Genomic DNA, 25,654 nt, shown 5'->3' with positions numbered 1-25,654 from the left:
ATAGGGTTGCTAGACCCGCTAGTTTTTAGCGGAGAAGGATCGGCCGCCTTTTCCGTTAAAGCGGAGAGAAAACAGGCCTGCGAACAAGCTGTCTGTCAAAAAGAAGCGGAGGGATGATTTGCAATGAAACGTTTGCTGGTATCTTTACGGGTGTGGATGGTCTTTCTGATGAACTGGATGGCGCCGGGAAACGGAAGATATCAATTAGCCGCTGTGTACGGAAACCAAGCTGTCTATCATAAGAAAGCGAAACGGACGGCTGGGGCATTTTTGTTTGTGAGCCGAGTCCGATCGGCGGATCTGACCGATGAGACGAAATCGGCCTGCGGCAGGCTGGATAAAAACCGGTGGGTGCCGGTCCGCAAAGAATTGCCGAAACGGGAGCGCGCAGGTCCGGTGCCTTTACATCATATGAAAAAGAGGGTACAATCCCACTAAACATATGAACGGGAGCGAACCTCTTGAGAATAGACAAAGTATTAAATAACAATGCGGCGTTAATAAAAGAAGACGGACGGGAAAAGATCGTAATGGGTCCCGGAATCGCTTTTCAAAAGAGAAAAAATGATGTGATTCAAAAACATAAAATTGAAAAAATATTTGTCGTGCACGACGAAAATGAAAAGTTCAAACAAGTGTTAGAAACGCTTCCCGAAGAGCATATAGAAGCGGCTGAAGATATCATCAGCCATGCGGAGGGAGAGCTTGCGGCGCCTTTGAGCGATCATATCCACATTGCGCTGGCGGACCATTTATCCTTTGCGATCGAAAGGATTCAAAACGGCTTTCAGGTGCATAACCGATTGCTTCATGAAATTAAGGCGCTCTATAAAAAAGAATATGAAATCGGCCGTTGGGCGGTCGAACACGTGAAACGAACCCTCGGTATATCATTGCCTGACGATGAGGCGGGGTATATCGCGCTTCATATCCACACTGCCAAGGAGGATGCCAAAAGCATGTATTCGGCGATGAAGCATACAACCATGATCAAAGAAATGATCGAAAAGATCGAATCCTTTTTTGAACAGAAGGTTGATGAAGACAGTATTTCCTATCAGCGCCTCGTCACGCACTTGCGGTATGCGGTCAGCCGGTTGGATTCAAATGAAGCTCTTCACTCCATGGACGAGGAGATGCTTTATTTCATCCAAAAAAAGTATCCGTTTGCTTATCGGTGTGCGCTTGAACTGGCGGCGTTTTTAAAAAATGAATATGATTTGGAGCTGCCGGAATCCGAGGCAGGCTATATTACGCTGCATGTCCAGCGTCTGCAAAAAAACCCGGAATAACGCGTCTGTTTCGAGAAACAGACTTTTTTTTGAAAACATATTGACGAAAGCGCTATCATGAAATAAAATGAAAGCGCATTAAAAAAACTGAATCCGGCGGGATTGTGACTGGTAATGCAGGCAAGACCTAAAATTTGCGTACATGAAAAAGGGATCATGCTGACCTTTTTCGTTGGCGAATTTTAGGTCTTTTTTGATTTTGGAAAGGGGGAAACGTAATGGATTATCAAAAAACGGCAAAACAGCTTATCAAACATATCGGAGGGGAATCAAACGTCATCAGCGCGACACATTGCGCGACGCGGCTCAGGCTCGTCATTCAGGATGAACAGAAGATCAGCCAGGCCGGCATTGAAGAAATAGAAGGCGTAAAAGGGGCTTTCAGCAGCTCGGGGCAATATCAGATTATATTCGGCACCGGCCTCGTGAATAAAGTGTATGACGCTTTTTCAAAAGAAGCCGATTTGGGGCGGGAGGATCGTGAGACACATCAGGACGCAGCGAAAAAAAAGCTGAATCCGGCCGCAAGATTTGCGAAGACACTGTCTAACATATTCGTTCCCATCATTCCGGCTATCGTGGCAAGCGGACTTTTAATGGGGCTGCTCGGCATGATGAAGGCTTTTCACTGGGTGTCTGAACAATCATCGCTGTTTAAGCTTTTAGACATGTTTTCGAGCGCGGCGTTTATCTTCCTGCCCGTATTCATCGGATTCAGCGCGGCGAAGGAATTTGGCGGTAATGCCTATCTCGGTGCCGTGCTCGGGGGAATTATGATCCATCCGGCGCTTTTGAATCCATGGGGGCTTGCGGATGCATTGCCTGATTTTATGCAGCTCTTCGGCTTCGACATTGCGCTGCTCGGCTACCAAGGGACGGTCATCCCCGTACTGTTAGCCGTTTACATTATGAGCAAGGTGGAAAAAGGCACGAGGAAAATTGTGCCTCACGCTTTAGATTTATTGGTCACGCCGTTTGTCACGGTGATTGTGACCGGATTTATCACCTTTATCGCAATCGGTCCGCTTGGCAGGGCGATCGGATCTGGCATTACCGTCTCGCTGATGTATGTGTATGATCATGCGGGCATTGTTGCAGGACTGCTTTTCGGAGGGGCTTACCCGCTTATTGTGCTTACCGGTGTGCATCACAGCTTTCATGCGATTGAGGCCGGCCTCATCGCTGATTTGGGCAGAAACTATATCCTTCCTATCTGGTCGATGGCGAATGTCGCCCAGGGAGCGGCGGGACTGGCTGTATTTTTCCTGACGAAAAAAGTGAAAATGAAAGAAATCGCTCTGCCTGCCGCGTTTTCCGCTTTTCTCGGCGTAACCGAGCCCGTCATTTTCGGGGTGAACCTAAGATACCGCAAGCCGTTTATCGCGGGAATGATCGGCGGAGCGCTGGGAGGCGCCTATGTCGTGGTAACCGGTGTCGCCGCCAATGCCTACGGTCTGAGCGGAATTCCGATGATTGCCATCACGGCTCCGCTCGGTTTAGGAAATCTCATAAACTATCTGATTGGAATGGGCATCGCCTCTGTAACGGCGTTTATTGCCGCTTACATTATGGGAGCTAAAGAAAAGGAGGCAGCCAAATGAGTACACTGGATCAAGAGCTGCGCATGCAGGCTGAGGAAGCAAAAAAGAAGCGCCGGGAAACCGCTGCAAAAGATCCGTACCGCCAGAACTATCATATTATGCCGCCGGTCGGGCTTTTAAACGATCCGAACGGCGTGATCCAATGGAACGGCGAGTATCACTTGTTTTTTCAATGGCAGCCATTTCATACGGGGCATGGCGCGAAATTTTGGGCGCATGTGACGACGAAGGATTTTGTTGAGTGGAAAGAGGAAGAAATCGCGCTTGCGCCGGGCGAGTGGTATGACAAGAACGGCTGTTATTCCGGAAGCGCCATTGAAAAAGACGGCCGGCTCTGCCTGTTGTACACAGGCAATGTCCGTGATGGAGAAGGCAATCGTGAAACATATCAATGCCTCGCCGTATCCGAAGACGGAAAAGTGTTTGAAAAAAAAGGAGTGGTTGCGCGTCTCCCGGAAGGCTATACCGCTCATTTCCGTGATCCGAAGGTTTGGAAGAAGGACGGGATGTATTACATGGTGCTCGGCGCGCAGACAGAAAATCTCACCGGAAGCGCTGTGCTGTTCACATCAGAGAACTTGACGGATTGGACGTTTCTCGGTGCGATTGCGGGGGCGGATTCCGGCGGTCTCGGGTCATTCGGCTATATGTGGGAATGCCCGGACTTGTTTTCTTTGGACGGAACCGACGTGCTGCTCGTATGTCCGCAGGGGCTTGACGCTGACGGGATAAAATATCATAACAGCCATCAGGCGGGCTATTTCCTCGGCAGACTGGATACAGAGCCGCTTGAGTTTAAGCACGGTGAATTCACGGAGCTTGACAGGGGATTTGATTTTTACGCGGCGCAGACGCTGGAAGACGATAAGGGACGGAGGATTCTGTTCGCGTGGATGGGTGTCCCGGATCAGCAGGAGGACAAACATCCGACACATGCGTATCACTGGGTTCACTGCTTGACGATGCCGAGAGAGCTTTCACTGTCAAACAGCAGAATCATACAGCGTCCGCTTCAGGAAATGAAATTACGGCGCACGGATGAGCAAAAGCGCCGTCTTCAATTGAATCGCTCGTCAGAAACCCTCCCGGTGAAAGAGGCGTCCCGGGCTGAAGTGCTGCTGGAAGACATGACTCATGAATCGGGTTTTGAAATCTCTATCCGGGGCGCGGCCCGGTTTATATTTCATCAGGAAGAGGGGCTTGCCGTGCTGGAGCGCACCGCTTTCAGCGAAGAAGAAAAAGAAACGAGAAGCTGCGCCATCAGTGAGGTGCGTTCCCTCCAGCTCTTTTTGGATGCATCCTCCATCGAATTGTTTTTAAATGACGGAGAAGAGGTATTCAGCGCCAGGTATTTTCCTTTCCCGGGAAATGATGAGGTAACGGTTACATCGAGAGGAAGAACGGAAATAACTGCCTCTATTTGGACACTTTTGTAGAAAATCGTTCTTTTTTCTTATGTGAAACCTATGCCATCTGTGCTAATCTTCAACGAAAGACTACTATTTTCAGGAATAAAAGGAGTTGTTTTCTCAGTTTTGAAAAATCAGAAGATGACGCCGAAATGTTTACTTATCAAAGCCGCAGAGCAAGTGGAAGATAAGCGGGAAGAATATAAAGAAGTATTGCTTCAGCTGAAACGCATGCTCAGGAGAGCCGAGCCGCACAACGAATGGAGTGATCGGCTGAGTCATACATATGAACAGATGAAGGAATATGCGCTGTTTGTGCAATCGATTGAGATGTTTTTACGTTCATCCGCGAAAAAAATGAAATATCCCCCTCGGTGATGAGGGGGATATTTATTTTATTTACCGCTAAGACGCATCGCCGAATGTTTAGTCGGTCCGATATATTGGTTCAGCGGGAAGGACTCTTTGATGGCTGCGGTGATAAATTCTTTTGCCGCGTAGATGGCTTCCTTCACTTCAGCGCCTTTGGCCAATTCTGCCGTAACGGCGGCGGAGAATGTGCATCCGGCTCCGTGCGTGTAAGGCGTATCAATCATTTCGCTTTCTAATACTTCCGCGGTTTCCCCGTCATACAGCACGTCGACCGCTTTTTCATGTTTCAGCTTTCCTCCGCCTGTAATTAATACATATTTCGCGCCGAGTTCGTGAATTTTCTTGGCCGCTTCTTTCATGTCTTCCACCGTTTTTAATTCATCCATGCCGCTCAGCTGGCTTGCTTCGAACAGATTTGGCGTGATGACGGTTGCCAGCGGGGCCAATTGGGTGCGCAGCGCTTCGGCGTGCTCCGGATACAGCACTTCGTTCGCTCCTTTGCAGACCATGACCGGATCGATAACGACATTTTTCAGCTGTTTTTCTTTAATCGTTTTCGCCGCAAGCTCAATGATCTCCACGGTAGGAAGCATTCCCGTTTTCATGGCGTCTACGCCGATTCCGTCAACGATCGTCGCAAGCTGTGCGCGGATCGTGTCGGCATCGATCGGAAATACTTGATGATCCCAGCTGTTTTCCGGGTCCATCGCTACGATAACGGTTAAAGCCGTCATTCCGTATACGTTTTTTTCTTGAAATGTTTTTAAATCGGCCTGGATTCCCGCGCCGCCGCTGGAATCAGAACCGGCAATAGTAAGTGCTTTGTGCATTGACATATCAATGGCCTCCATCAGTGTTTTATACCTCATTATAGTTAGAATTTCTCCTGATCACAATACGAAAGGCTTAGAGGAATGATTTGACAGTGAGGGATGCGCTTGTCCCGCCGGCTTTTGTCTGTTTGTGCACGTGCTATGCGATGGTATTGGTGCCTGTTTATCAATCAAAACTTTGGAATGTCATGGAGGCGGGCAGATTTAATGCCAAGGCGGTTTGCGCTGTTTGGGGAGATCTTCTGATCATTCTGGTTTTGCTGGCGGGCATGACCATGATTTGTTTCTGAATGGGCTGAAATCAAAAATCCCCCCTGATCTCTCCGCCGCTTTATGTTTTAATAGAACATGAGAAAAAGCAGAAGGAGCGGATCATGAATATATCAATTGTCATAGTCACGTATAATCGGATTCCGGCTTTATGTGAGCTGCTGGAGTCGATTTCCAGGCAGACCGTAAAGCCTTATGAAGTAATCATCGTAAATGATGCCGGGGAATCAGTCGAGGAGGCGAAGAAGCTGTACAGCGATCTGCCGATTCAGATGATTGATTTAGAACAGAATGCCGGACATGTGGAAGCGCGTAACGCCGGTGTGAAAAAAGCGTCAGGTGATTGTATCATGCTGTGCGATGATGATGATTTCATTACGCCGGGCCATTTGGAAAGAATGGCGGCTGAGCTCGCTGATGCCGACTTGGTTCATTCGGATGCGGAAATTGTGTCATTTGAAGAACGGGACAACACGAGATTTCCGGTTTCACGAAAGCCATTCGCCTATACGGCCGATTATGAGGATATGCGGGTGTTTTCCACGTATGTCCCGTCAGGCAGCATGTACAGGCGTTCTCTGCATGACACGTTAGGATATTTTGATCCGGATGTCCATAATTACTGGGACTGGGATTTTTATTTGCGCGCTGCGAAACAGCACCGTGTGAAGCGTGTTCCTTGCGCGAGCGTCATATATGCGTTTTTTGAGGGAGGCGGCAATCAGTCTGCGGACCTCGGCGCAAAACGGAAGCAGTACTTAGACCGGCTAAGCGAAAAGCACGGGCTTGGGGAGCTCCCGACGAAAAATTTCGCGGTTCTTCTTGAAGAGCCGGACATGAAGAGGCGGGAGGCGCCGACGGACATTGTGTGGGACGGAAAGCCCGTCTATTCAAGACTGCACACTTCATAAGGGGGACGGACAGTTTGAAACAGCTTTTAAAGGACAGCTGGTGGAATCAGCTGAAAGACGAATTCGACAAACCGTATTATCAAGAGCTGAGAGAGATGCTGAAACAAGAATACCGCAGCCAAACGGTGTATCCTGACAGCCATGATATTTTTAATGCCTTGCATTATACGTCTTATGAGGATGTAAAAGCGGTCATTCTCGGGCAGGATCCGTATCACGGGCCCGGACAGGCGCACGGGCTTAGTTTTTCCGTTCAGCCCGGCGTCAGACAGCCGCCGTCTTTGAAAAATATTTTCATAGAGCTTCAGGATGATATCGGCTGCCCCGTACCGAATCACGGATCGCTTGTCAGCTGGGCGGAGCAGGGAGTGCTTTTGTTAAACACAGTGCTTACGGTTCGCCGCGGTCAGGCCAATTCCCACAAAGGCAAGGGGTGGGAGCGGCTCACTGACCGCATCATTGATGTGGTGAATGAAAGAGAAAAGCCGATCGTCTTTATCCTGTGGGGACGTCACGCACAGATGAAAAAAGAGCGCATTGACACATCGAAACACATTATTATCGAATCGACTCATCCGAGCCCGTTTTCGGCAAGGAACGGTTTTTTCGGGAGCAGACCGTTTTCCCGGACAAATGCCGCCCTTGAAAAAATGGGGGAACAGCCGATCGACTGGTGCATTCCCGATTTGCCGCAATAAATGGTGTTTTGAGGCGCTTCCGCCCGGCGGAAGCGTCTTTTTTGACGTTCCGGGCGGTATGCTGTCAGAAAAAATAACAAACTCAATTCTGCGATTGGTTCAGAAATTTGATAAAATGCAGGAAGAAGACAAATTACTGCTGGAGGATTTACTCATGAACATACATATCTCTGCTTTGATTCAGAAGATGGAAGAAGAACTGAGGCAGGCGAAAACGGCATCCCGCGCCGAGGATGTCAAAATGCACGCGGCCGCCATCCGCTCTTTGTGTGACGTCGTGCTCGGCACCCAGACGGATACCGCTCAGGCGCCTGTGCAGAATCCGATCCCTAAAGCGGCGACGAAGCCGTCCTCGTCACCTTCGACAGACCCGCTTCTGCTTGAAAAAATGATGGGCAGCGCCGGGCTGAGCCAATATCAGAAAAAAGCGAAAGACGAACGTGAGGAAGACGGAAACGGAGATTCCATTTTCGATTTTTAACAGGAGAGGTTGATTGATTTGAAACTGATACTCGGGGGATTGCAATGGGCGGCATTCATGATTGCGGCTGCAATTGTGGTTCCTGTCGCCATCGCACAATCATTTCACTTGAACCATGCCGATTCTGCCGTATTGATTCAGAGCACATTTTTTGTGCTTGGCGTCGCGGCGGTCATCCAATGTCTTCAAGGCCATCGTCTGCCGATTAATGAAAGCCCGGCAGGCTTATGGTGGGGCGTATACACGATTTACGGCGGATTGACGGGCACGGTGTTTGCGACATTCGGCGAGACGCTGCGGGCGCTGCAGGGGGCGCTGTTATTAAGCGCTGTCTTTTTCTTTTTGTTCAGCCTTTTTAAAGTGATTGAATGGCTGGCCGTATTGTTTACACCGGTAGTGACGGGCGTGTATCTGCTGCTTTTGGTCATGCAGCTGAGTCAGCCGATTGTGAAAGGCCTTTTGGGCATCGGCTATTTAAAAAACAGCGTCGACGGTCTTGTCTTCGGGCTCGCCATGGTTGTGACGGCTGCGATGTTCATCATGTCCCGATCAAATGTTACTTTTTTAAGGCAGTATGCGATTCTTCTTTCGCTTGCCGGCGGATGGATCTTGTTTGCCGTCTTCGGCGCTGCCAGACCAATTCAAATACCGGACCGCACGATTCAGCTTCCGACTCTCTTTCCGTTTGGAAAACCTGCGTTCGACAGCGGTCTGATCATTACGTCACTCTTCATTACAGTGCTTTTGATTGTCAATATGCTCGCGAGCATCAGAGTTGTTGAAGCGGCTGTGAAAAAATTCGGCGGCACCGTGGGGAAGCGGCGTGAGCGTCCGGCCGGGTTTGCGGCCTCGATCAGCCACCTTTTAAGCGGGCTGTCGGGAGGCATTGCGCCCGTGCCGATCTCAGGGGCGGCCGGTTTTATTGAGACGACGAAGCTTCCTTCGAAAAAGCCGTTTCTTTTGGGGAGTGTATTTGTCATCATCATCAGTATGATCCCATTATTTATGAATGCGTTTGCGAGTCTGCCCTCACCGGTCGGCTTTGCGGTAAACTTCGTCGTTTTCTCAACAATGGCGGGTCTTGCCTTTACAGAGTTTGACTCTTATGAGAAAGCGGAGCAAAAACGAATCCGTTCCATTATCGGTCTGGCGCTCCTGACGGGAGTCGGGGTGATGTTTGTGCCGGAGAGCGCATTATCAGGGATGCACCCGATCCTGATTTCGCTCTTAAGCAACGGTCTTGTGCTGGGGACGCTGCTGGCGATCGCGATTGACCGAACCCAGCTTATCAAAAGGAAAAAATCCGACAATCTCGTGTCATCGGAGGACGGACGTTGAATTTTGCCGATGTTGGGTTATGATTGAAATGGAAACTTTAACGAAAAGGCGGGAGAAAATAGATGAAAGTGTTTATTATTCTGGGCGCGATTAACGCCTTATTGGCAGTGGCGCTGGGCGCTTTCGGCGCACACGGGCTTGAAGGGAAAATCCCCGATAAATATCTGCAGGTATGGCACACAGGCGTGCAATATCATATGTATCACGCGCTCGGCCTTCTGGCTGTCGCCTTTTTGGCCGAGAAGCTCTCCGGCGCAGGCAGCGTGTCGGTTGCAGGCTGGCTGATGTTCGCGGGCATCGTCCTGTTTTCAGGAAGCCTGTACGTATTGAGCGTGACGCAGATTTCCATTCTCGGAGCGATTACACCGCTCGGCGGCGTGGCGTTTATTATTTCATGGATTATGATTATCGTCGCAGCCGTCAAATATTTATAAAGAAAAAAAGCCAATCCTCTGCCAAGTGAGCGATTGGCTTTTTGCTTTATCTCGGAGAATAGGAAGACATGGAGAACGGATAAGTATAAGCAATTTCTTCATCAAACGTGATGTAATCAAGGTAAATGGTCAAAAGCAGATAGCGGGTGCCCGTTTTCGGGTCGCTGATAATGATATGGTCACGCCCCGCCGCCTCAATCACACCGCGGAAAATCTTTGAATTCCATTCTTTGCTGTTTTCAAATGTCATATAAATCGTCGCCGTTTTGCCCCGGTTCAACCGCAGAATATTTTCAATGTATGATTCTTCAATCGGCAGCATGCCGGGAACGCTTTGTGATGATGATGGACCCGACGGGATTTGAAACCCGCCGCCCTGCTGCTGCGGCTGGCCGGAGAACCCTCCGCCGAAGCCCTGCTGGCTTTGCTGCATCGGCATTGGCATTTGCTGCTGCATCGGCATCATCTGTGATCCTTGGCCCTGAGGCTGCGGATAAGGATTAGGCCCGAGCTGCGGCTGGTATCCCTGCATATCCATTCCCATCCCCATCCCCTGCATTTGCTGATATTGATTCTTTTTCGGTTTCATATTGTTCCTCCTTTGATGAAAACCTCTTGGTGCTGGAACCTCCTGACAAGTATCAGACAGCCTTCAAAGCGGCTGCCGTTTTTATCTATTCCACCATATGAGCCCATAGAAAGATTTATGCAAAAAAAAGAAACACGCTTCCTTTAGTCCGGCCATCAAAGCCGGCTTTTTTTTGTAAAGAAAAGCTGACTTTTCACACAATAGTCTGTAATCCTAGCGCATCTTTAACATAAGAAACATATGATAGCGGTAGTTTCAGGTACGTAAAGGGGGTGACGAGTTGCCTAAAGTGTCAGTGATCATGACGAGCTATAACAAAAGTGACTATGTGGCCCGCTCTATTAAAAGTATTCTGTCCCAGACGTTTACAGACTTTGAGCTTTTTATTATGGATGACAACTCAAACGAAGCGACATTGGCGGAAATACGCCCTTTTCTCACAGATCCCCGCGTCCGGTTTTATCAAAGCGATGTATCGGGCGTCAAAGAGAGGACGGAAAAAACACGCTACGCCGCCTTGATTAATCAGGCAATAGAAATGGCGGAGGGCGAGTATGTGACGTATGCGACCGATGACAACACATATGTGCCGGACCGGCTTGAGAAAATGGTGAAAGAGCTTGATGCCGACCCGGAAAAAGCTGTTGTGTATTCAAGTTCCAAAACCTATCATCTGAATCAGCAGAAGGAGACGGTGAAGGAAACGGCCAGGCCCGCCGACCGGATCGTATGGAATGCGCCGTGCGCCATTGACCATTGCTCAGTCATGCATCGGTTTTCCGTGCTGGAACAGGTCAAATCGGCATTCGGTTCCTATTGGGATGAAAGCCCCGCGTTTTACCGCATCGGTGATGCCCGTTTCTTCTGGAGAGTGAATCATTTTTATCCGTTTTACCCGATTTCTGAGGAGCTTGATATCAATTATATTACCAATCAATCCATTCATTATCAGCTTTTCGCGGCGGAAAAAAATGAGTTTGTGAGCAGCCTTCCGCAGCAGGCCACGTGCCGGGAGCTGAGGGAATCATTAAAAAAGCTTGGAAAGGGGTGAGGGCTTGTCGGCATACTTAGCGAACTATTGGGTGCTGTACCGGCAGTATATTGACCTTTTTCAGTCACTTCGCTACAAAGACATCCCGCTCGCATTGATCAGTAATTTTTATCAATATATCAGTCCGGTGCTTCGGGAGAGCATGGAACAGAACCCAGAGCTTTTCGGTTCCGCCGATCGGCATATTCCTGAAGCCGATATTCAGTCTTATTTTGATCAAAAGAAGCAGTCCATTAAGAAAACAGGTGAGAAACCGGTAAACGGAAAACTCATTCTGCATTTCGACCATCTTCGGTTCACCGAGGAAAATTACCGGCAGTTTGATCCGGCAAAAACAGCGGTACTGGCGAGATGGAGTCTGCCTGACCATCACGGGCTTCCCGTTATCTGCAAATCGGAACTGGCGGGAATGGGCCAAAAAGGGAACCCTGTCCCCTATATTGAAAAAGCCCATGCCATTCTGAAAGAGCTGCACAGCCATCCCGCTTTCGGAAACAGAGAATTTCAGGAGCGATTATATAAAGATATTCCGTTATTTATTGAAGCGATTGATGCGCTTGATAGTTTGTTTACGGCTGAGCCCATTTCCGCCGTTGCGGTCGGCACGACAGAGGATATTTACAGCCGTGTGCTGGCGCTGATGTGCGCGAAAAAAAACGCCGTCAGCATCTGTCTTCAGCACGGAGCCCTCATGGGAGATGAAGCGTTTCTGCCCGTGTTTACGGACTATCAGGCTGTATTCGGGGCTTATGAAGCGGAGTGGTATAAAGCGAAAGGCTGCAGGGACGAACAAATCATCATCACGGGGCATCCCCGCTTCGATGAGATCTTCTCAAGAGAACCGATAGATAAAGACACGTTTTACCGCAAGCTTTCCTTTCTCCCGTCGCAGCGGACGGTGCTGATCGCCACGCAGCCGTTCTCTGATGACTTTTACACGGGGGTGCTTGATGAACTTGTCAAGCATAAGAACATGCAGCTCATTATTAAACCGCATCCGTGGGAAATCGGCAAAAACAAGCTGGATGCTTACAATCAGGTGCTGCGGAAATACAAAGCCGGCAAAATTATCAAGAAAGAAATGGGGCTTTACGATATTCTCCCGTATGTTGACGCCGCGGTGACACAGACATCAACGGTCGGTCTTGAAGCGATGCTGTTTCAAAAACCCGTGCTGATCGGAAAATCAGCGGGAACCCGCCAATACCCTTATTACCATTCACTCGGGGAATTTGCCTTTGAGGACCCGCAGGCACTGGCTCAGGAATTAATCCGGGTATGCGAAAGCCCCGCAGCATATCAAAAGGCGGAACAGGCGCGCCGGGCTTTTATCGCGGCGAACTACCCGGTTCATGATTCGCTTGCGGCTTTATGTCAGGTGCTTCAGGAAAAAACCGGAGTCGGCTTCAGAAAGGCTGACTCTTCATAAAAACGATAGGAGCGCAAAGAAAATGGTGCAAAAAAGATCAGCTTTTCTTCCCTATTCATTGCCCATGATCGGGAAGGACGAAATTCAGGAGGTTATTGATACGCTAGAAACGGGCTGGCTTTCAAAGGGACCGAAAGTGGAGGCGTTTGAAAAAGCTTTTGCCGCCTGGACGGGAGCAAAGCACGCGATCGCGCTGAACTCATGTACCGCCGCTTTGTTTTTGGCCTTGAAAGCGAAAGGAATCGGTCCCGGCGACGAGGTCATCACGTCTGCCGTGACGTTCAGTTCAACAGCCAATACCATCGTGCATACAGGCGCCGTTCCGGTGTTTGTTGATATTGACCCGCTTACGCTGAATGCGGACCCTGAGAACATTGAGGCGGCCGTCACCCCGAGGACAAAGGCGATTGTGCCCGTTCATTTCGCCGGCCAGTCGTGTGATATGGATCGGATTCTGGCCATCGCCGAAAAGCATCAGCTGTTTATCTTAGAGGACGCCGCACATGCCGTGTACACCACGTATAAACAGAAAATGGTCGGATCAATCGGGGACGCGACGGCATTCAGTTTCTACGCGACAAAGAACCTGGCAACCGGTGAAGGCGGCATGCTGACGACCGATGATGACGGGCTTGCCGATCAGATCAGGGTGCTCAGCCTTCACGGGATGAGCAAAGGCGCTTGGAACCGCTATTCTTCAAACGGAAGCTGGTATTACGAGGTCGAAGCGCCCGGCTATAAAATGAATATGTTTGACCTTCAGGCAGCGCTTGGGCTTCACCAGCTGAAACGGATTGACAGCATGCAGCAAAGAAGGGCTGAAATTGCAAGCCGCTACCAGGACGCTTTCAGAGACATGAAAGGGCTGACCGTCCCATATGTCAGTGATGACGGGCGGCATGCATGGCATTTGTATGTTCTTCAAATAGAGGAGCAGGAAACCGGGATCAGCCGGAACGATCTGATTTCCGCTTTAAAAGATCAATATAACATCGGCACAAGCGTTCATTTTATTCCGGTTCCGTTTCATCCGTATTATCAAAAAACGTACGGATATAAGGAAACTGATTTTCCGGCCGCGGCCGCGTATTATCACCGCACCGTATCACTCCCTCTTTATCCGTCAATGACAGATGACGACGTTGAATACGTCATTGCGGCTGTTACGGATATCATCAAAGGGGCTGATTAGGTGTACAGACTGAAGAAAAATCTTGCACAGGATGTGATTCAAGCTTTTCTGCAACAGAAGGGTATTCAGCCGGAGGCCTATGAGTCGTCACTCTGTTTATTGGAAGAAAACAGCCTTCAAGGCGTGATTTTATATGAGAGCTCTTCGTGGGAAAGTCAATTGTTCCAAAAAAATATCATCAATGTGAAGCTTGCAGCCGCAAACAGCACCGGTCAGCTCAAAAGGCTGTTTCAGGAATTTTACGCGTCAAGGCGGGCGGACGGCACAGATTTTATATTTATTAAAATACCGGCTGAGGATGTCGGCGCAATGCAGGTCGTGCAGCAGCTTCCAAATGCTTGTTTTGTCGGGAGTCTGTTCAAACTCGTCAGCCCGGTGCGTGTATTTAACAGCACGCCGCCATTTGAGATGGCAGAAGCCGGACCCGGCGACGCGGAAGCGATCAGCCGGCTGGCCCGGGATGCCTTTACAAAAAGCAGGTATTACCAGGACCCCCATCTCAGCTATGAAAGTGCAAACCGCCTGTTTGAAGAGTGGGCGCGGAATAACGCGGAAGGCAGGGCTTCGTTACAATTCGCCGCCAAATATAAGGGAGAGACCGTGGGCTTTGTGCAGGGGCTTTCTAAAGGCGATGAATTCGTCCTTGATCTGATGGCGGTAAAGCCTGGATTTGAAGGAAAAGGAGCGGGATACCATTTAGCGGCGCGCATTATTGAACAATCACTGCGCTTTCAGCATAAGACTGTATCAGCGGGCACGCAGCTCCACAATGTAAGAGCCATCCGTTTGTATGAACGAATGGGCTTTAAAGCGGATGCATCTTATTATTACTATCATGTGTGGCCCGGGAAGGGGGCGGACTGATGGCATCATGCAAAATCGGATCGAAGTCAATCGGCGGAGATTCGCCCGTTTTCATTATCGCCGAAGCCGGGATTAATCATGACGGAAAGCTGAACCAGGCGTTTGAATTGATAGACGCGGCCAGTGAGGCCGGTGCGGATGCGGTCAAGTTCCAAATGTTTCAGGCTGACAAAATGTATCAGAAAGACCCCGGTCTATACAAAACCGCTGCGGGAAAAGACGTCTCTATTTTTTCACTCGTGCAATCAATGGAAATGCCCGCTGAATGGATCGAACCGCTGCTTGAATATTGTAAGAAAAAAGGCGTGCTGTTTTTAAGCACGGTATGTGACGAAGGCTCTGCCGACTTACTCTATGCGACTTCCCCGCCCGCCTTTAAAATCGCCTCCTACGAGCTGAACCATCTGCCGTTATTGAAATATGTGGCGGGGCTGAAAACCCCGATTATCTTTTCAACCGCCGGCGCTGATATTTCAGATATTCAGGAGGCTTATCAAACCATTACCGGCGAGGGGAACAAAGAAATTGCGATCATGCACTGTGTGGCGAAATATCCCGCTCCGCCCGAACACAGCAATCTGAGCGTCATTCCCATGCTTGCCGCCGCTTTCCCTGATGCTGTGATCGGTTTTTCCGACCATAGCGCGCATCCGTATGACGTCCCGTGCGCGGCTGTCAGGCTCGGAGCGAAACTGATTGAAAAGCATTTTACGATCAACAAAAATCTGCCCGGCGCTGATCATTCCTTCGCCCTCAACCCGGACGAATTAAAAGAAATGGTGGCGGCGATCCGGTCAGTTGAAGAAGAGCTGCGGCAGGGGCATCACGCTCCGGTGCCGGAAATGCTGTCGGGAAGCTCCCATAAGACCACGACACCGATTGAAGGGGATATCAGAAAATTCGCTTACAGAGGCATTTTTTCAACAGCGCCGATTCAAAAAGGCGAATGTTTTACGGCGCATAATCTTGCCGTCCTTCGTCCTGGCCAAAAACCGCAGGGGCTTCACCCGAGGTATTTTGAGCTTTTAATTGACGGGGCGCGTGCGGTCAGGGATATCCCCGCCGACACGGGTATCACTTGGGATGACCTTTTGACGAAAGGCAGCTCTTATGATGACTGACATTTTGTTCATCATTCAGGCGCGGATGGGGAGCGGGCGTCTTCCCGGCAAAGTGCTGAAACCGATCGGCGGGTATACCATCCTCGATATGATTGTCAAAAGGGTTCGGCAAAGCGCGTATTACGATCAAGCGCGGGATAATCTGATCGTGGCCACGTCCGACAGCAAGACCGACGACATTCTGTACGCGCACTGCCTCAGCAAGCACTACCGGGTGCACCGGGGCAGTGAACAGCGCGTGCTTGACCGGTTTGCAAAAGTCATTGAACAAGTAAAACCGGCCATCGCAGTCAGACTGACTGGGGATAACCCGTTTGTCGACCCTTCGCTGCTTGATGTCCTGATTCAATCGCATTCAGAACAGCACGCAGACTACACCTATATCAGCGGTACGCCGCTCGGCATCGGCGGCGAGGCGGTTAACGCGCGCCTCCTAACGGAGATCAACGCCCACAAAACATTGGCGGACAAATATCAGGAGCATGTCACGCTTTTGATTAGAGAATCTCCTGAGAGGTACCGGCTGCTTTTTCCCGATCCCCCGCAGGAACTCCGGGCTCCTCATTTGCGGCTGACCGTCGATACCGAAGAGGACTACAGGCTGGCTCGCGAGCTGTACGAAAAAGCAGGCTCGCACCCTGATATTCCGGCAAAAGAATTGATTCATCTGCTGAATAGCGATCCTGAGCTCAGGGCCATTAATCAAATGATCCGGCAAAAAGAGGCTGATTAGGATGCGGGTTTTGATATTCGCAGACGGGGGCCGTGACATCGGCATGGGGCACGCCGTCAGGATGAAGCTGCTTGCCGGCGCCATTTTGAATAAATGCTCAATCACGTTTTACACCAACAAAGAGGCTTCTTCATACCTGTCTGCTGATCAATGGGAAGTGATCATCAAGCCCGACAAGGGACAGAAGGAATTTATTGTCCGGGAAATAAACAGGCAGGCTCCCGACCTTCTCATATTCGACCTGCTCGATATGCCGTGTGACTGGCTTGAAGAAATCAGACGGCATTCATCGGCACGCATCGTCTTCTTTGAAGAAAAGCGGGAGCATGTCATTCATTTATGTGATGCCGTCATAAACGGCATATACAGCGGGCTGAAAAGCCGGACGATGAAAATGGGCAGAGCCGTTATATATAAAGGCCCGGAATATATCATTCTTCATCCGGATTTTGAAAAAGCCAAACAGCACTATCAGCTGAGAAAAGAATGCCGGACCATTTTGGTTTCTTTAGGAGGCAGCGATCCGAAGAAGCTTGTCTTTAAAGTGATGGAAGCCTGCCGCCGGATTCCGGATATTCAGCGAAAACAAGTGATTATCGTCATGGGCGCCGCCGCGGCTCACGCTGATGACGTGCGCACGCTTATCGCGCAAATGCCTTATGCCGAGATGGTAAGGCAGACAAATGACATGGCCGCGCTTCTTACGAGGGCTGATATGGCCGTCGTGTCTGGCGGCATCACTTTATATGAAACCATTTGTACGGGTGTGCCCTGCATCGTTCTTTCTCAAGTGGCGCATCAAACCGTGACGGCTGAAAAATTCGCCGCACGCGGCGCCGCCGTTCATCTCGGCCTGGGAGAACACACCCCGGCGGACGTGCTCGCTCGGCATATGTCTGAGCTGGCTGCGGATTATCCGAGACGGCTCGGGCTTCATCAGAACGGAACGCCGCTGGTTGACGGGAGAGGCATCAAACGGGCGGCGGCGATTCTTTATGATTTGTGATAAAACCACACGTAAGGAAGTGTTCATGTGAAAGGTGTTATCTTAGCCGGAGGCACCGGCTCGCGCCTTATGCCGCTGACGAAAGCGGTTAATAAGCATTTACTCCCTGTCGGTCCGTATCCGATGATTTACTGGTCGATCATGAAGCTGGAAGAAGCGGGGATTACGGATATCTTGCTGATTACACAAAAAGAATATATTTCGCAATTTCATAAACTTCTCGAAACCGGAGAAGAGCTCGGCGTGTCGATCACATACCAGGTTCAGCCCGCCGCATCAGGGATTTCGGACGGTTTATCGTACGCAAAGCGGTTCACCGGACGCGACCCCTTCGTCCTGCTTTTAGGAGATAATATTTTCGAAGATTCATTAAAACCTTATACGGAACGTTTCGCACAGCAGGGAAAAGGGGCAAAAGTGCTGCTGAAAGAAGTTGACGATCCGGAGCGCTTCGGCATCGCCGAGATTGATGAAGAAAACAAACGGATCAAATCGATCATTGAAAAGCCGGAGCATCCGCCGACCAGCTTATGTGTCACAGGGATTTACATGTACGACGCAGAAGTGTTTTCTTATATTGAACAAATTTCCCCTTCAAAACGCGGTGAACTGGAAATTACGGATGTCAATAATTTATACATTGAACACAGTGAGCTGACGTATGATGTGTTAACGGGCTGGTGGGTGGATGCGGGCACGCATGAATCGCTCTATCTCGCCGGAAGCCTGGCGCAGCAGGCAATACAGAAAGGACAGGAACATTAATCATGCCAAAATCATATTTAATTACAGGCGGCGCAGGATTTATCGGACTTACCTTTACAAACATGATGCTGAAAGAAACGGACACGCAGATTACCGTCCTGGATAATCTTACGTATGCAAGCAGGCCGCTTGAAATAGAAGCCTTAAAAAAGCACGGCCGTTTCCGTTTTATCAAAGGTGACATCTCCAAAAAAGAAGACATTGATAAAGCATTTTCCCAAATGTATGACGCTGTCATTCATTTTGCGGCTGAATCCCATGTGGACAGAAGCATTAATCAGGCAGAGCCGTTTATCACAACAAATGTGATGGGCACATACAGACTGGCGGACGCGGTGTTACAGGGCAAAGCCGGCAGGCTGATTCACATTTCCACAGACGAGGTGTACGGAGATTTGGGGCCGGACGATCCCGCTTTCACAGAGACGACGCCGCTTTCTCCGAACAATCCGTATTCCGCAAGCAAGGCGGGCTCAGACCTGCTCGTCATGTCTTATGTGAAAACCCATAAGCTCCCTGCGATCATCACGAGATGCAGCAACAATTACGGGCCTTACCAGCATCACGAGAAAATGATTCCGACCATTATCAGGCACGCCGTAAACGGCACGCCGGTTCCGCTGTACGGCGACGGGATGCAGATCAGAGACTGGCTGTTTGCCGAGGATCATTGCCGCGCCATTAAGCTCGTGCTGGAAAACGGAACGCTCGGTGACATTTACAATATCGGCGGCGGAAATGAACGGACGAATAAAGATCTGGCGGCATTTATTATGAAGGAGCTCGGAGTCGAGGAACGGTTTGCTCATGTCGAAGACAGAAAAGGGCATGACCGCCGTTACGCCATCAATGCTTCAAAGCTGAAAAATGAGCTGGGCTGGCGTCAGCAGGTCACATTTGAAGAAGGAATGAGAAGAACCATTCGCTGGTATACAGACAGCCAAGACTGATCGGAAAGAAGGGGATCCGATTGACGAAGGTATTAGTAACCGGAGCTGCCGGCCAGCTGGGGCGGGAATTATGCCGCCTGCTGAAGCGGGAAGGGTATGAGGTGATCGCCCTGACAAAAGCGATGATGAATATATCCGACCAGCGTTCGGTGCGGCACTCATTCAGCCATTACAAGCCGGATATCGTCGTCAATACGGCGGCATACACCTCCGTTGACAAATGTGAAACGGAGCTCGACAAAGCATATTTAATAAACGGAATCGGCGCTTATTATGCCGCGCTTGAGGCTGAAAACTCCGGCGCGAAATTCATTCACATCAGCACCGATTACGTCTTCAGCGGCAAAGGAACACGGCCATACCAGACCGATGATCCCGCAGATCCGGGCACGATTTACGGAAAAAGCAAAAAACTCGGCGAAGAACTGATCCGGTTAACGGGAAAAAATCATACCATTATCAGAACATCGTGGGTGTACGGCAGCGGCGGGCATAACTTTGTCAATACGATGCTGAAGCTTGCGGATACACATAAACAAGTGCGTGTCGTCAATGACCAAGTCGGCTCGCCGACGTATACAAAGGATTTAGCCGAAACCGTGATCGGTCTGTTTGACAGGCCGCCGGGCACGTACCACGCCGCAAACAGCGGAGTGTGCAGCTGGTATGAATTCGCCAAGGCGATTTTTGAAGAAAGCGGCAGGAACGCCGCCGTGCTGCCCGTGACGACGGAGGAATACGGAAATGAGACACCGCGTCCCGCTTACTCGGTGTTAAGCCTTGAGTCGATCGAACGGCAGGGGCTCGGCATGAGGCACTGGCGGGATGCGCTGCGGGATTATTTACAAAGGGAGGGGCAATGCAAGTGATCGAAGGCGTAAAAATTAAAAAGCTGACCAAACACAGTGACGACCGGGGGTTCTTTTCAGAACTCGTCCGCGACGATGAACATCTCTTGGAGCGATTCGGGCAGGCTTCCTGGTCCAAAAGCTATCCCGGCGTCATTAAAGCATTTCACTATCATGAGAAACAGGATGACCTGTGGTTTTTCCCGACGGGCCACGCCCAGGTCGTGCTGCATGACCTTCGCGAAGAGTCGGCAACCAAGGGCGAAACGGATGTCTACTACATGGGAGAAGACAATCCGATGCTGCTTCTCATTCCCAAAGGCGTCGCGCACGGGTACAGAGTGCTGGGAGAAACCCCGCTGACCATTATTTATTTCACGACAATGTCCTACAATCCGGATCAGCCGGATGAAAAAAGAATCCCATGGAACGACGAAACCATCGGATTTGACTGGCAGACGGCCCATCGGTAGCGTACAAGACGAAGACAGCGGATGTCTTCGTTTTTGTGTTTTTTAGCTGAATGGCTCTTTTTTTATGCACAAAAGGCTGGCATGAATCTTGCATATAAAAAGGGACGTAACGACTATGTGAAAGGGACTGATGGGTCTTGGTGTAAAAGCGCTTACTTTTTGTTCTGCCGGTAATTGAAGCTTACACGTAAAATACGATGAGGTGATAAACATGTCAGCCAACCCGCTTTCTAAAAGCAATCAGAAAGACGAAGAAAAAGAAGTTCTTGATTTGTTTCTGTCAACACAATCGATCATAAAAGAGGCCCTGCGCAAACTGGGCTATCCTGACAATATGTATGACTTGATGAAAGAGCCGATGCGGCTTTTGACCGTACGCATCCCTGTCAAAATGGACAATGGATCAGTACAGGTTTTCACGGGCTACCGCTCGCAGCACAATGACGCTGTCGGCCCGACAAAAGGGGGCGTGCGGTTTCACCCGGAAGTCAGTGAGGAAGAGGTCAAGGCGCTTTCCATCTGGATGACCTTAAAATGCGGCATCACAAACCTTCCTTACGGGGGCGGAAAAGGCGGCATCAGCTGTGATCCGCGGACAATGTCTTTCGGTGAACTGGAACGGCTGAGCCGCGGATATGTGCGGGCGATCAGCCAGATTGTCGGTCCGACAAAGGATATTCCGGCTCCCGACGTATATACCAACTCGCAGATTATGGCTTGGATGATGGACGAATACAGCCGCCTGAGAGAATTTGATTCACCGGGATTCATTACGGGCAAACCGATCGTTCTCGGCGGTTCACATGGGCGGGAAACGGCGACCGCGCAAGGCGTCACGATTTGTATTGAGGAAGCCGTTAAGAAAAAAGGGATTCCATTGGAAAATGCGCGGATCATCATTCAGGGGTTCGGAAATGCCGGAAGCTTTCTCGCTAAATTTATGCATGACGCCGGCGCCAAAGTGATCGGCATCTCAGACGCCCATGGCGCTTTGTATGATCCTGACGGCCTTGACGTTAATTACCTGCTCGATAAGCGGGACAGCTTCGGCACGGTGACAAATCTCTTCTCAGATATCATAACGAACCGGGAGCTGCTGGAGAAAGACTGTGATATTCTCGTGCCTGCCGCAATCTCCAATCAGATTACAGCTGAAAACGCCCATCACATTAAAGCCTCAATCATTGTGGAAGCGGCGAACGGGCCGACAACGATAGACGCCACGAAAATTCTGAATGAAAGAGGCGTGCTTCTCGTGCCGGATATTTTGGCAAGCGCCGGCGGCGTGACGGTATCTTATTTTGAATGGGTGCAAAATAATCAAGGCTTTTACTGGTCTGAGGAGGAAGTCGCCGGAAAACTGCGCAGCGTCATGGTGAATTCGTTCGAATCCATTTATCAGACAGCGCATACCCACAAAGTCGATATGCGTTTGGCCGCCTATATGACAGGCATCAGAAAATCGGCTGAAGCGGCCCGATTCCGCGGCTGGGTATAAGGGTGATCCGCAAAAATATTTTGCGTCTTTTATACAGGAGATCGCAAAATTTCTTTGCGTCACCTGAATGCAGCCGACAGATTCAGACAAGCTTCGTCTGCTTTCGGCTAATTGTTATGCTGGTATGCTTCTTGCATCTTCATAAAGCGTGAGCACACATTACAAAATACAGGGAGGAATTCTAATGACAGTTTCATACGCACACGAACCATTTACAAATTTTCAGGAAGAGACAAATAAACAATCGTTTCAAGAAGCGCTGGCTTATGTGAATTCACAGCTCGGCAAGCATTATCCGCTTATCATCAATGGTGAAGCGATTGAGACGGATAAAAAGATCATTTCCGTCAATCCGGCAGATAAAAAAGAAGTAATCGGCTCTGTATCGGCGGCCGGAAAAGAACTTGCGGAAAAGGCCATGCAGGCTGCGCTGCAGACATTTCAAACATGGAAAAAAGTACGGCCGGAACACCGCGCGAATGTGCTGTTTAAAGCGGCGGCGATCATCCGCAGAAGAAAGCATGAATTCTCCGCGTATCTAGTGAAAGAAGCCGGAAAACCGTGGAAGGAAGCGGATGCGGATACGGCGGAAGCGATCGACTTTTTAGAGTATTATGCCCGTCAGATGCTGAAGCTGAAAGACGGTTCCCCTGTAAAGAGCCGTGACGGAGAATATAATCAGTATCATTATGAGCCGCTTGGGGTGGGGATCGTCATTTCTCCATTCAACTTCCCGCTTGCGATCATGGCCGGAACGGCGGCGGCAGCCATCGTAACAGGCAACACGATACTGCTGAAACCGGCGGATGCGGCGCCTGTCGTGGCGGCGAAATTCGTTGAAGTGATGAAGGAAGCGGGCCTGCCGGACGGCGTGCTCCAATTCATACCGGGCGACGGAGGAGAAATCGGCGACTACCTGGTTGAGCATCCGAAAACGAGATTTGTGTCGTTTACAGGCTCCCGCGCGGTCGGATGCCGCATCTATGAACGAGCCGCAAAAGTACAGCCGGGCCAAAAGTGGCTGAAACGGGTCATTGCCGAAATGGGAGGGAAAGATACGGTGCTTGTAGACAGAGATGCTGATCTTGATCTTGCCGCTTCCTCAATCGTGTATTCCGCCTTCGGATTCTCAGGCCAAAAATGTTCAGCCGGTTCCCGTGCGGTGATTCATCAGGACGTCTATGATGAAGTTGTTGAAAAAGCCGTCGCTTTAACAAAATCACTCACCGTCGGAAGTCCGGAAGATTTTGATACATACATGGGGCCTGTCATCCATGAAGCGTCTTATAATAAAGTCATGAGGTATATCGAAATCGGCAAAACAGAAGGAAAACTCCTGACGGGAGGCGAAGGTGATGATTCAAAAGGATACTTTATTCAGCCGACCATTTTTGCGGATGTTGATGAAAACGCCCGCCTGATGCAGGAGGAAATTTTCGGGCCTGTCGTCGCGATCTCAAAAGCCCGTGATTTCGACCATATGCTTGAGATTGCCAATAATACCGATTACGGACTGACAGGCGCTCTGTTATCGAAAACCCGCGCGCACATTGAACGCGCCCGCGAAGATTTTCACGTCGGAAATCTATACTTCAACCGCGGCTGTACGGGAGCGATTGTCGGATACCAGCCGTTCGGGGGCTTCAATATGTCAGGAACGGATTCGAAAGCCGGAGGACCTGACTATCTGATTCTTCATATGCAGGCGAAAACAACGTCTGAAGCCTATTAATCTTTCGGAAATAGCGCGATGAAAAAAGAGTCGCGCTATTTTCTCTATATGAGGGTAAGGAGGATGGAATATGTATCAGCAGCTCAGCAAGATGCTTCCGGAGGAGAAAATAGAAGCCATTACGAAATCACTGGTGGCGTTAAACAGCATCAACGGCACATTGGGAGAAGGAAAAAAAGCCGACTATATCAAAGATATGATCAAGAGCTTTCCCTACTTTCAGGAGAACCCGTCACATGTGTGGGAGCAGGCGATTCCTGGGGACCCTTACGGCCGCAAGAATATCTTCGCTTTTATTGAAGGAAACGGTGACAGCCTGAATACGGTCATTTATCACGCTCATCTTGATACGGTCGGCATAGAAGACTTCGGCCCTTTAAAAGATATCGCTTTTGATTCCGACCGTCTCGCGGAATATTTCTCAAGCTATGAATTTGATCGGGACGTGCAGCGGGACGCCCGCTCAGGCGAGTGGATGTTCGGAAGGGGTTCGGTTGATATGCAGAGCGGTATTGCCGTTCATCTCGCCAATCTGCTTCACTTTTCTGAACGGCGCGATCAGCTGCCGGGCCATATTCTGTTCATGGCAAACCCGGATGAAGAAAGCCAGCATTCCGGCATTTTAACGGGCATTTCTGAATTAAAACGGCTGAAACGAGAAAAGCAGCTTCGATATTTAGCAGCGATTAATAACGACTTCATCACCCCGCTGTATGAAGGTGACACGACAAGGTACATCTACACGGGCGCGGCAGGGAAGCTTTTGCCTTGCTTTGCGATTTACGGGCGGGAGGTGCATGTCGGTGATACGCTGTCCGGAATCGACCCGAATTTGATCGCCTCAGAAATCACCAGAAGAATCCACAACAATATTCATATGGCGGAAAACATTGAAGGGGAGCTTGTACTGCCGCCGACCTGCCTCTACCAGCGTGACAACAAGGAAGCGTATAACGTGCAGACCGCCGTCAGCAGCTATGTCTATTTTAATTACTTTATTTACGAAAAAACCGCCAAAGAAGTCATGGATCAGCTGACTGCCGTGGCTGAGGAAGCATGCAAAGAGACAGAACAAAAATTATCTGATTATTATGACGAATACTGCGAGAGAACGAGCCTCCCGAAAAAAGACATCACATGGAACGTTCAAGTGTACAGTCTGGAAGATTACTTGAAAAGGCTGAGAAGCCGCGGCATCGATCCGGCGCAGTGTATAGAGCAGGCATTTAAAACATATGAACATCTTGAACTGCGGATGAGATGCTTTAAAGCCGTCGAGGAACTGCAAAAACTGGATCCTGAGCAGGGCGCCAAGGTTATTATTTTTTATGCGCCGCCTTACCTCCCGCACAATTACTTGAAGAAAGAGAGCATGCGGGACCGGCTTTTGCAGCATGTCATTCAAGAAGCCGTCGATAAAACAGCGGCATCAACGGGGGAAACATTCATCTTTAAAAAGTTTTTCCCTTATTTAGCGGACGGAAGCTTTTTATCGCTGCATGAAACAGACGCGGAGGTCGCCGCCTTTACCGATAATTTTCCGGGCTGGGATGTCATCGGGACGATTCCTTTTAAAGAAATAAGGGAATTAAATATTCCGTCAGTCAACATGGGGGTATACGGCAAGGATGGCCATAAATGGACGGAACGGGTGTATAAACCGTACACATTCCATGTTCTGCCGAAACTCATTCAGCAGACGACGCTGCACCTTTTGCACAGCTATCGATTAGACATACGCACAAAAGGATGACATAACGGAAT

General features: G+C 49.8%; 27 protein-coding genes. 25 read left to right on the top strand and 2 right to left on the bottom strand.

Translation table 11 applies throughout. The annotated features are described in order from the left end of the window. Positions 1-123: 123 nt before the first annotated feature. From ACXN9U_RS17710 to ACXN9U_RS17690, 5 genes are all read left to right on the top strand, one after another. Entirely contained in the window at positions 124-438 is a 315-nt protein-coding gene (locus ACXN9U_RS17710; protein WP_060963978.1) for a hypothetical protein, read from the top strand. A 23-nt stretch (positions 439-461) separates the two neighbouring features. Further along, complete coding sequence (locus tag ACXN9U_RS17705) at positions 462-1,292, top strand: PRD domain-containing protein (RefSeq protein ID WP_489201984.1); 831 nt, start codon at positions 462-464, stop codon at positions 1,290-1,292. Positions 1,293-1,510: 218 nt separating this feature from the next. After that, entirely contained in the window at positions 1,511-2,893 is a 1,383-nt protein-coding gene (locus tag ACXN9U_RS17700; RefSeq protein ID WP_489201983.1) for a sucrose-specific PTS transporter subunit IIBC, read from the top strand. Continuing rightward, positions 2,890-4,329 carry a sucrose-6-phosphate hydrolase gene (locus ACXN9U_RS17695; protein ID WP_489201982.1) on the top strand — a complete coding sequence of 480 codons (1,440 nt, stop codon included), beginning with the start codon at positions 2,890-2,892 and terminating at the stop codon, positions 4,327-4,329. The genes ACXN9U_RS17700 and ACXN9U_RS17695 overlap by 4 nt, the downstream gene beginning before the upstream one ends. A gap of 114 nt (positions 4,330-4,443) precedes the next feature. Continuing rightward, entirely contained in the window at positions 4,444-4,680 is a 237-nt protein-coding gene (locus tag ACXN9U_RS17690; protein ID WP_489202510.1) for a hypothetical protein, read from the top strand. 17 nt (positions 4,681-4,697) lie between these two features. Here ACXN9U_RS17690 and ACXN9U_RS17685 read toward each other — a convergent pair whose 3' ends face one another. After that, a complete protein-coding gene (locus ACXN9U_RS17685) occupies positions 4,698-5,510 on the bottom strand; it encodes a bifunctional hydroxymethylpyrimidine kinase/phosphomethylpyrimidine kinase (RefSeq protein WP_016937537.1) in 813 nt (270 codons plus the stop codon). Between the two features lie 89 nt (positions 5,511-5,599). On the opposite strand from ACXN9U_RS17685, the gene ACXN9U_RS17680 reads away from it, so the two are divergent. The 6 genes from ACXN9U_RS17680 to ACXN9U_RS17655 all read left to right on the top strand — a co-directional run bounded on the left by ACXN9U_RS17680 (position 5,600) and on the right by ACXN9U_RS17655 (position 9,639). Then, positions 5,600-5,797, top strand: a complete 198-nt coding sequence (locus tag ACXN9U_RS17680; RefSeq protein ID WP_489202509.1) for a hypothetical protein — start codon at positions 5,600-5,602, stop codon at positions 5,795-5,797. Positions 5,798-5,881: 84 nt separating this feature from the next. Continuing rightward, positions 5,882-6,688 carry a glycosyltransferase family 2 protein gene (locus tag ACXN9U_RS17675; RefSeq protein ID WP_060965097.1) on the top strand — a complete coding sequence of 269 codons (807 nt, stop codon included), beginning with the start codon at positions 5,882-5,884 and terminating at the stop codon, positions 6,686-6,688. A gap of 14 nt (positions 6,689-6,702) precedes the next feature. Then, positions 6,703-7,386, top strand: coding sequence for a uracil-DNA glycosylase (locus tag ACXN9U_RS17670; RefSeq protein WP_016937539.1), 684 nt, complete (start codon positions 6,703-6,705; stop codon positions 7,384-7,386). Positions 7,387-7,444: 58 nt separating this feature from the next. Beyond that, complete coding sequence (locus tag ACXN9U_RS17665) at positions 7,445-7,867, top strand: YwdI family protein (RefSeq protein ID WP_045925773.1); 423 nt, start codon at positions 7,445-7,447, stop codon at positions 7,865-7,867. An 18-nt stretch (positions 7,868-7,885) separates the two neighbouring features. Beyond that, positions 7,886-9,205, top strand: coding sequence for a purine/pyrimidine permease (locus tag ACXN9U_RS17660; RefSeq protein WP_489201981.1), 1,320 nt, complete (start codon positions 7,886-7,888; stop codon positions 9,203-9,205). Positions 9,206-9,267: 62 nt separating this feature from the next. Further along, the gene (locus tag ACXN9U_RS17655) at positions 9,268-9,639 is read left to right on the top strand and encodes a DUF423 domain-containing protein (RefSeq protein ID WP_003150969.1); all 372 of its coding nucleotides are present in this window, start codon (positions 9,268-9,270) and stop codon (positions 9,637-9,639) included. Between the two features lie 46 nt (positions 9,640-9,685). On the opposite strand, the gene gerQ is transcribed toward ACXN9U_RS17655, so the two are convergent. Next, complete coding sequence (gene gerQ, locus ACXN9U_RS17650; protein WP_060963983.1) at positions 9,686-10,228, bottom strand: spore coat protein GerQ; 543 nt, start codon at positions 10,226-10,228, stop codon at positions 9,686-9,688. 280 nt (positions 10,229-10,508) lie between these two features. Here gerQ and ACXN9U_RS17645 point away from each other — a divergent pair, with 280 nt between their 5' ends. The 14 genes from ACXN9U_RS17645 to ACXN9U_RS17580 all read left to right on the top strand — a co-directional run bounded on the left by ACXN9U_RS17645 (position 10,509) and on the right by ACXN9U_RS17580 (position 25,643). After that, positions 10,509-11,279, top strand: coding sequence for a glycosyltransferase family 2 protein (locus tag ACXN9U_RS17645; RefSeq protein WP_489201980.1), 771 nt, complete (start codon positions 10,509-10,511; stop codon positions 11,277-11,279). 4 nt (positions 11,280-11,283) lie between these two features. Next, entirely contained in the window at positions 11,284-12,708 is a 1,425-nt protein-coding gene (locus ACXN9U_RS17640) for a capsular polysaccharide export protein, LipB/KpsS family (protein ID WP_489201979.1), read from the top strand. Between the two features lie 22 nt (positions 12,709-12,730). Further along, a complete protein-coding gene (locus ACXN9U_RS17635) occupies positions 12,731-13,900 on the top strand; it encodes a DegT/DnrJ/EryC1/StrS family aminotransferase (RefSeq protein ID WP_489201978.1) in 1,170 nt (389 codons plus the stop codon). After that, entirely contained in the window at positions 13,901-14,764 is an 864-nt protein-coding gene (locus ACXN9U_RS17630) for a GNAT family N-acetyltransferase (protein WP_489201977.1), read from the top strand. It abuts the gene before it with no gap. Continuing rightward, on the top strand, positions 14,764-15,885 hold the full coding sequence (locus ACXN9U_RS17625; protein WP_489201976.1) for an N-acetylneuraminate synthase family protein: 1,122 nt from the start codon (positions 14,764-14,766) through the stop codon (positions 15,883-15,885). The genes ACXN9U_RS17630 and ACXN9U_RS17625 overlap by 1 nt, the downstream gene beginning before the upstream one ends. After that, a complete protein-coding gene (locus ACXN9U_RS17620) occupies positions 15,878-16,618 on the top strand; it encodes a cytidylyltransferase domain-containing protein (RefSeq protein WP_489201975.1) in 741 nt (246 codons plus the stop codon). Before ACXN9U_RS17625 ends, ACXN9U_RS17620 begins: the two co-directional genes overlap by 8 nt. 1 nt (position 16,619) lies before the next feature. Further along, positions 16,620-17,624, top strand: a complete 1,005-nt coding sequence (locus ACXN9U_RS17615; RefSeq protein WP_060963990.1) for a PseG/SpsG family protein — start codon at positions 16,620-16,622, stop codon at positions 17,622-17,624. A gap of 27 nt (positions 17,625-17,651) precedes the next feature. Then, entirely contained in the window at positions 17,652-18,389 is a 738-nt protein-coding gene (locus tag ACXN9U_RS17610) for a sugar phosphate nucleotidyltransferase (RefSeq protein WP_060963991.1), read from the top strand. 2 nt (positions 18,390-18,391) lie between these two features. Next, complete coding sequence (gene rfbB / locus ACXN9U_RS17605; protein ID WP_060963992.1) at positions 18,392-19,339, top strand: dTDP-glucose 4,6-dehydratase; 948 nt, start codon at positions 18,392-18,394, stop codon at positions 19,337-19,339. 20 nt (positions 19,340-19,359) lie between these two features. Further along, entirely contained in the window at positions 19,360-20,208 is an 849-nt protein-coding gene (gene rfbD, locus ACXN9U_RS17600) for a dTDP-4-dehydrorhamnose reductase (protein WP_489201974.1), read from the top strand. Next, entirely contained in the window at positions 20,205-20,660 is a 456-nt protein-coding gene (locus ACXN9U_RS17595) for a dTDP-4-dehydrorhamnose 3,5-epimerase family protein (protein WP_029575291.1), read from the top strand. Before rfbD ends, ACXN9U_RS17595 begins: the two co-directional genes overlap by 4 nt. A gap of 211 nt (positions 20,661-20,871) precedes the next feature. Continuing rightward, a complete protein-coding gene (locus tag ACXN9U_RS17590; RefSeq protein ID WP_489201973.1) occupies positions 20,872-22,158 on the top strand; it encodes a Glu/Leu/Phe/Val family dehydrogenase in 1,287 nt (428 codons plus the stop codon). Between the two features lie 184 nt (positions 22,159-22,342). After that, positions 22,343-23,890: an L-glutamate gamma-semialdehyde dehydrogenase gene (pruA, locus tag ACXN9U_RS17585; RefSeq protein ID WP_060963995.1), complete on the top strand. Its 1,548-nt coding sequence runs from the start codon at positions 22,343-22,345 to the stop codon at positions 23,888-23,890. A 70-nt stretch (positions 23,891-23,960) separates the two neighbouring features. After that, entirely contained in the window at positions 23,961-25,643 is a 1,683-nt protein-coding gene (locus tag ACXN9U_RS17580) for a M20 family metallopeptidase (protein ID WP_060963996.1), read from the top strand. Positions 25,644-25,654 lie beyond the last annotated feature (11 nt).

The sequence above is a fragment of the Bacillus sp. BACIII genome (assembly GCF_057836745.1).
Note: the sequence above shows the minus strand (reverse complement) of the source record. Positions and strands in the feature narration are given on the sequence as shown.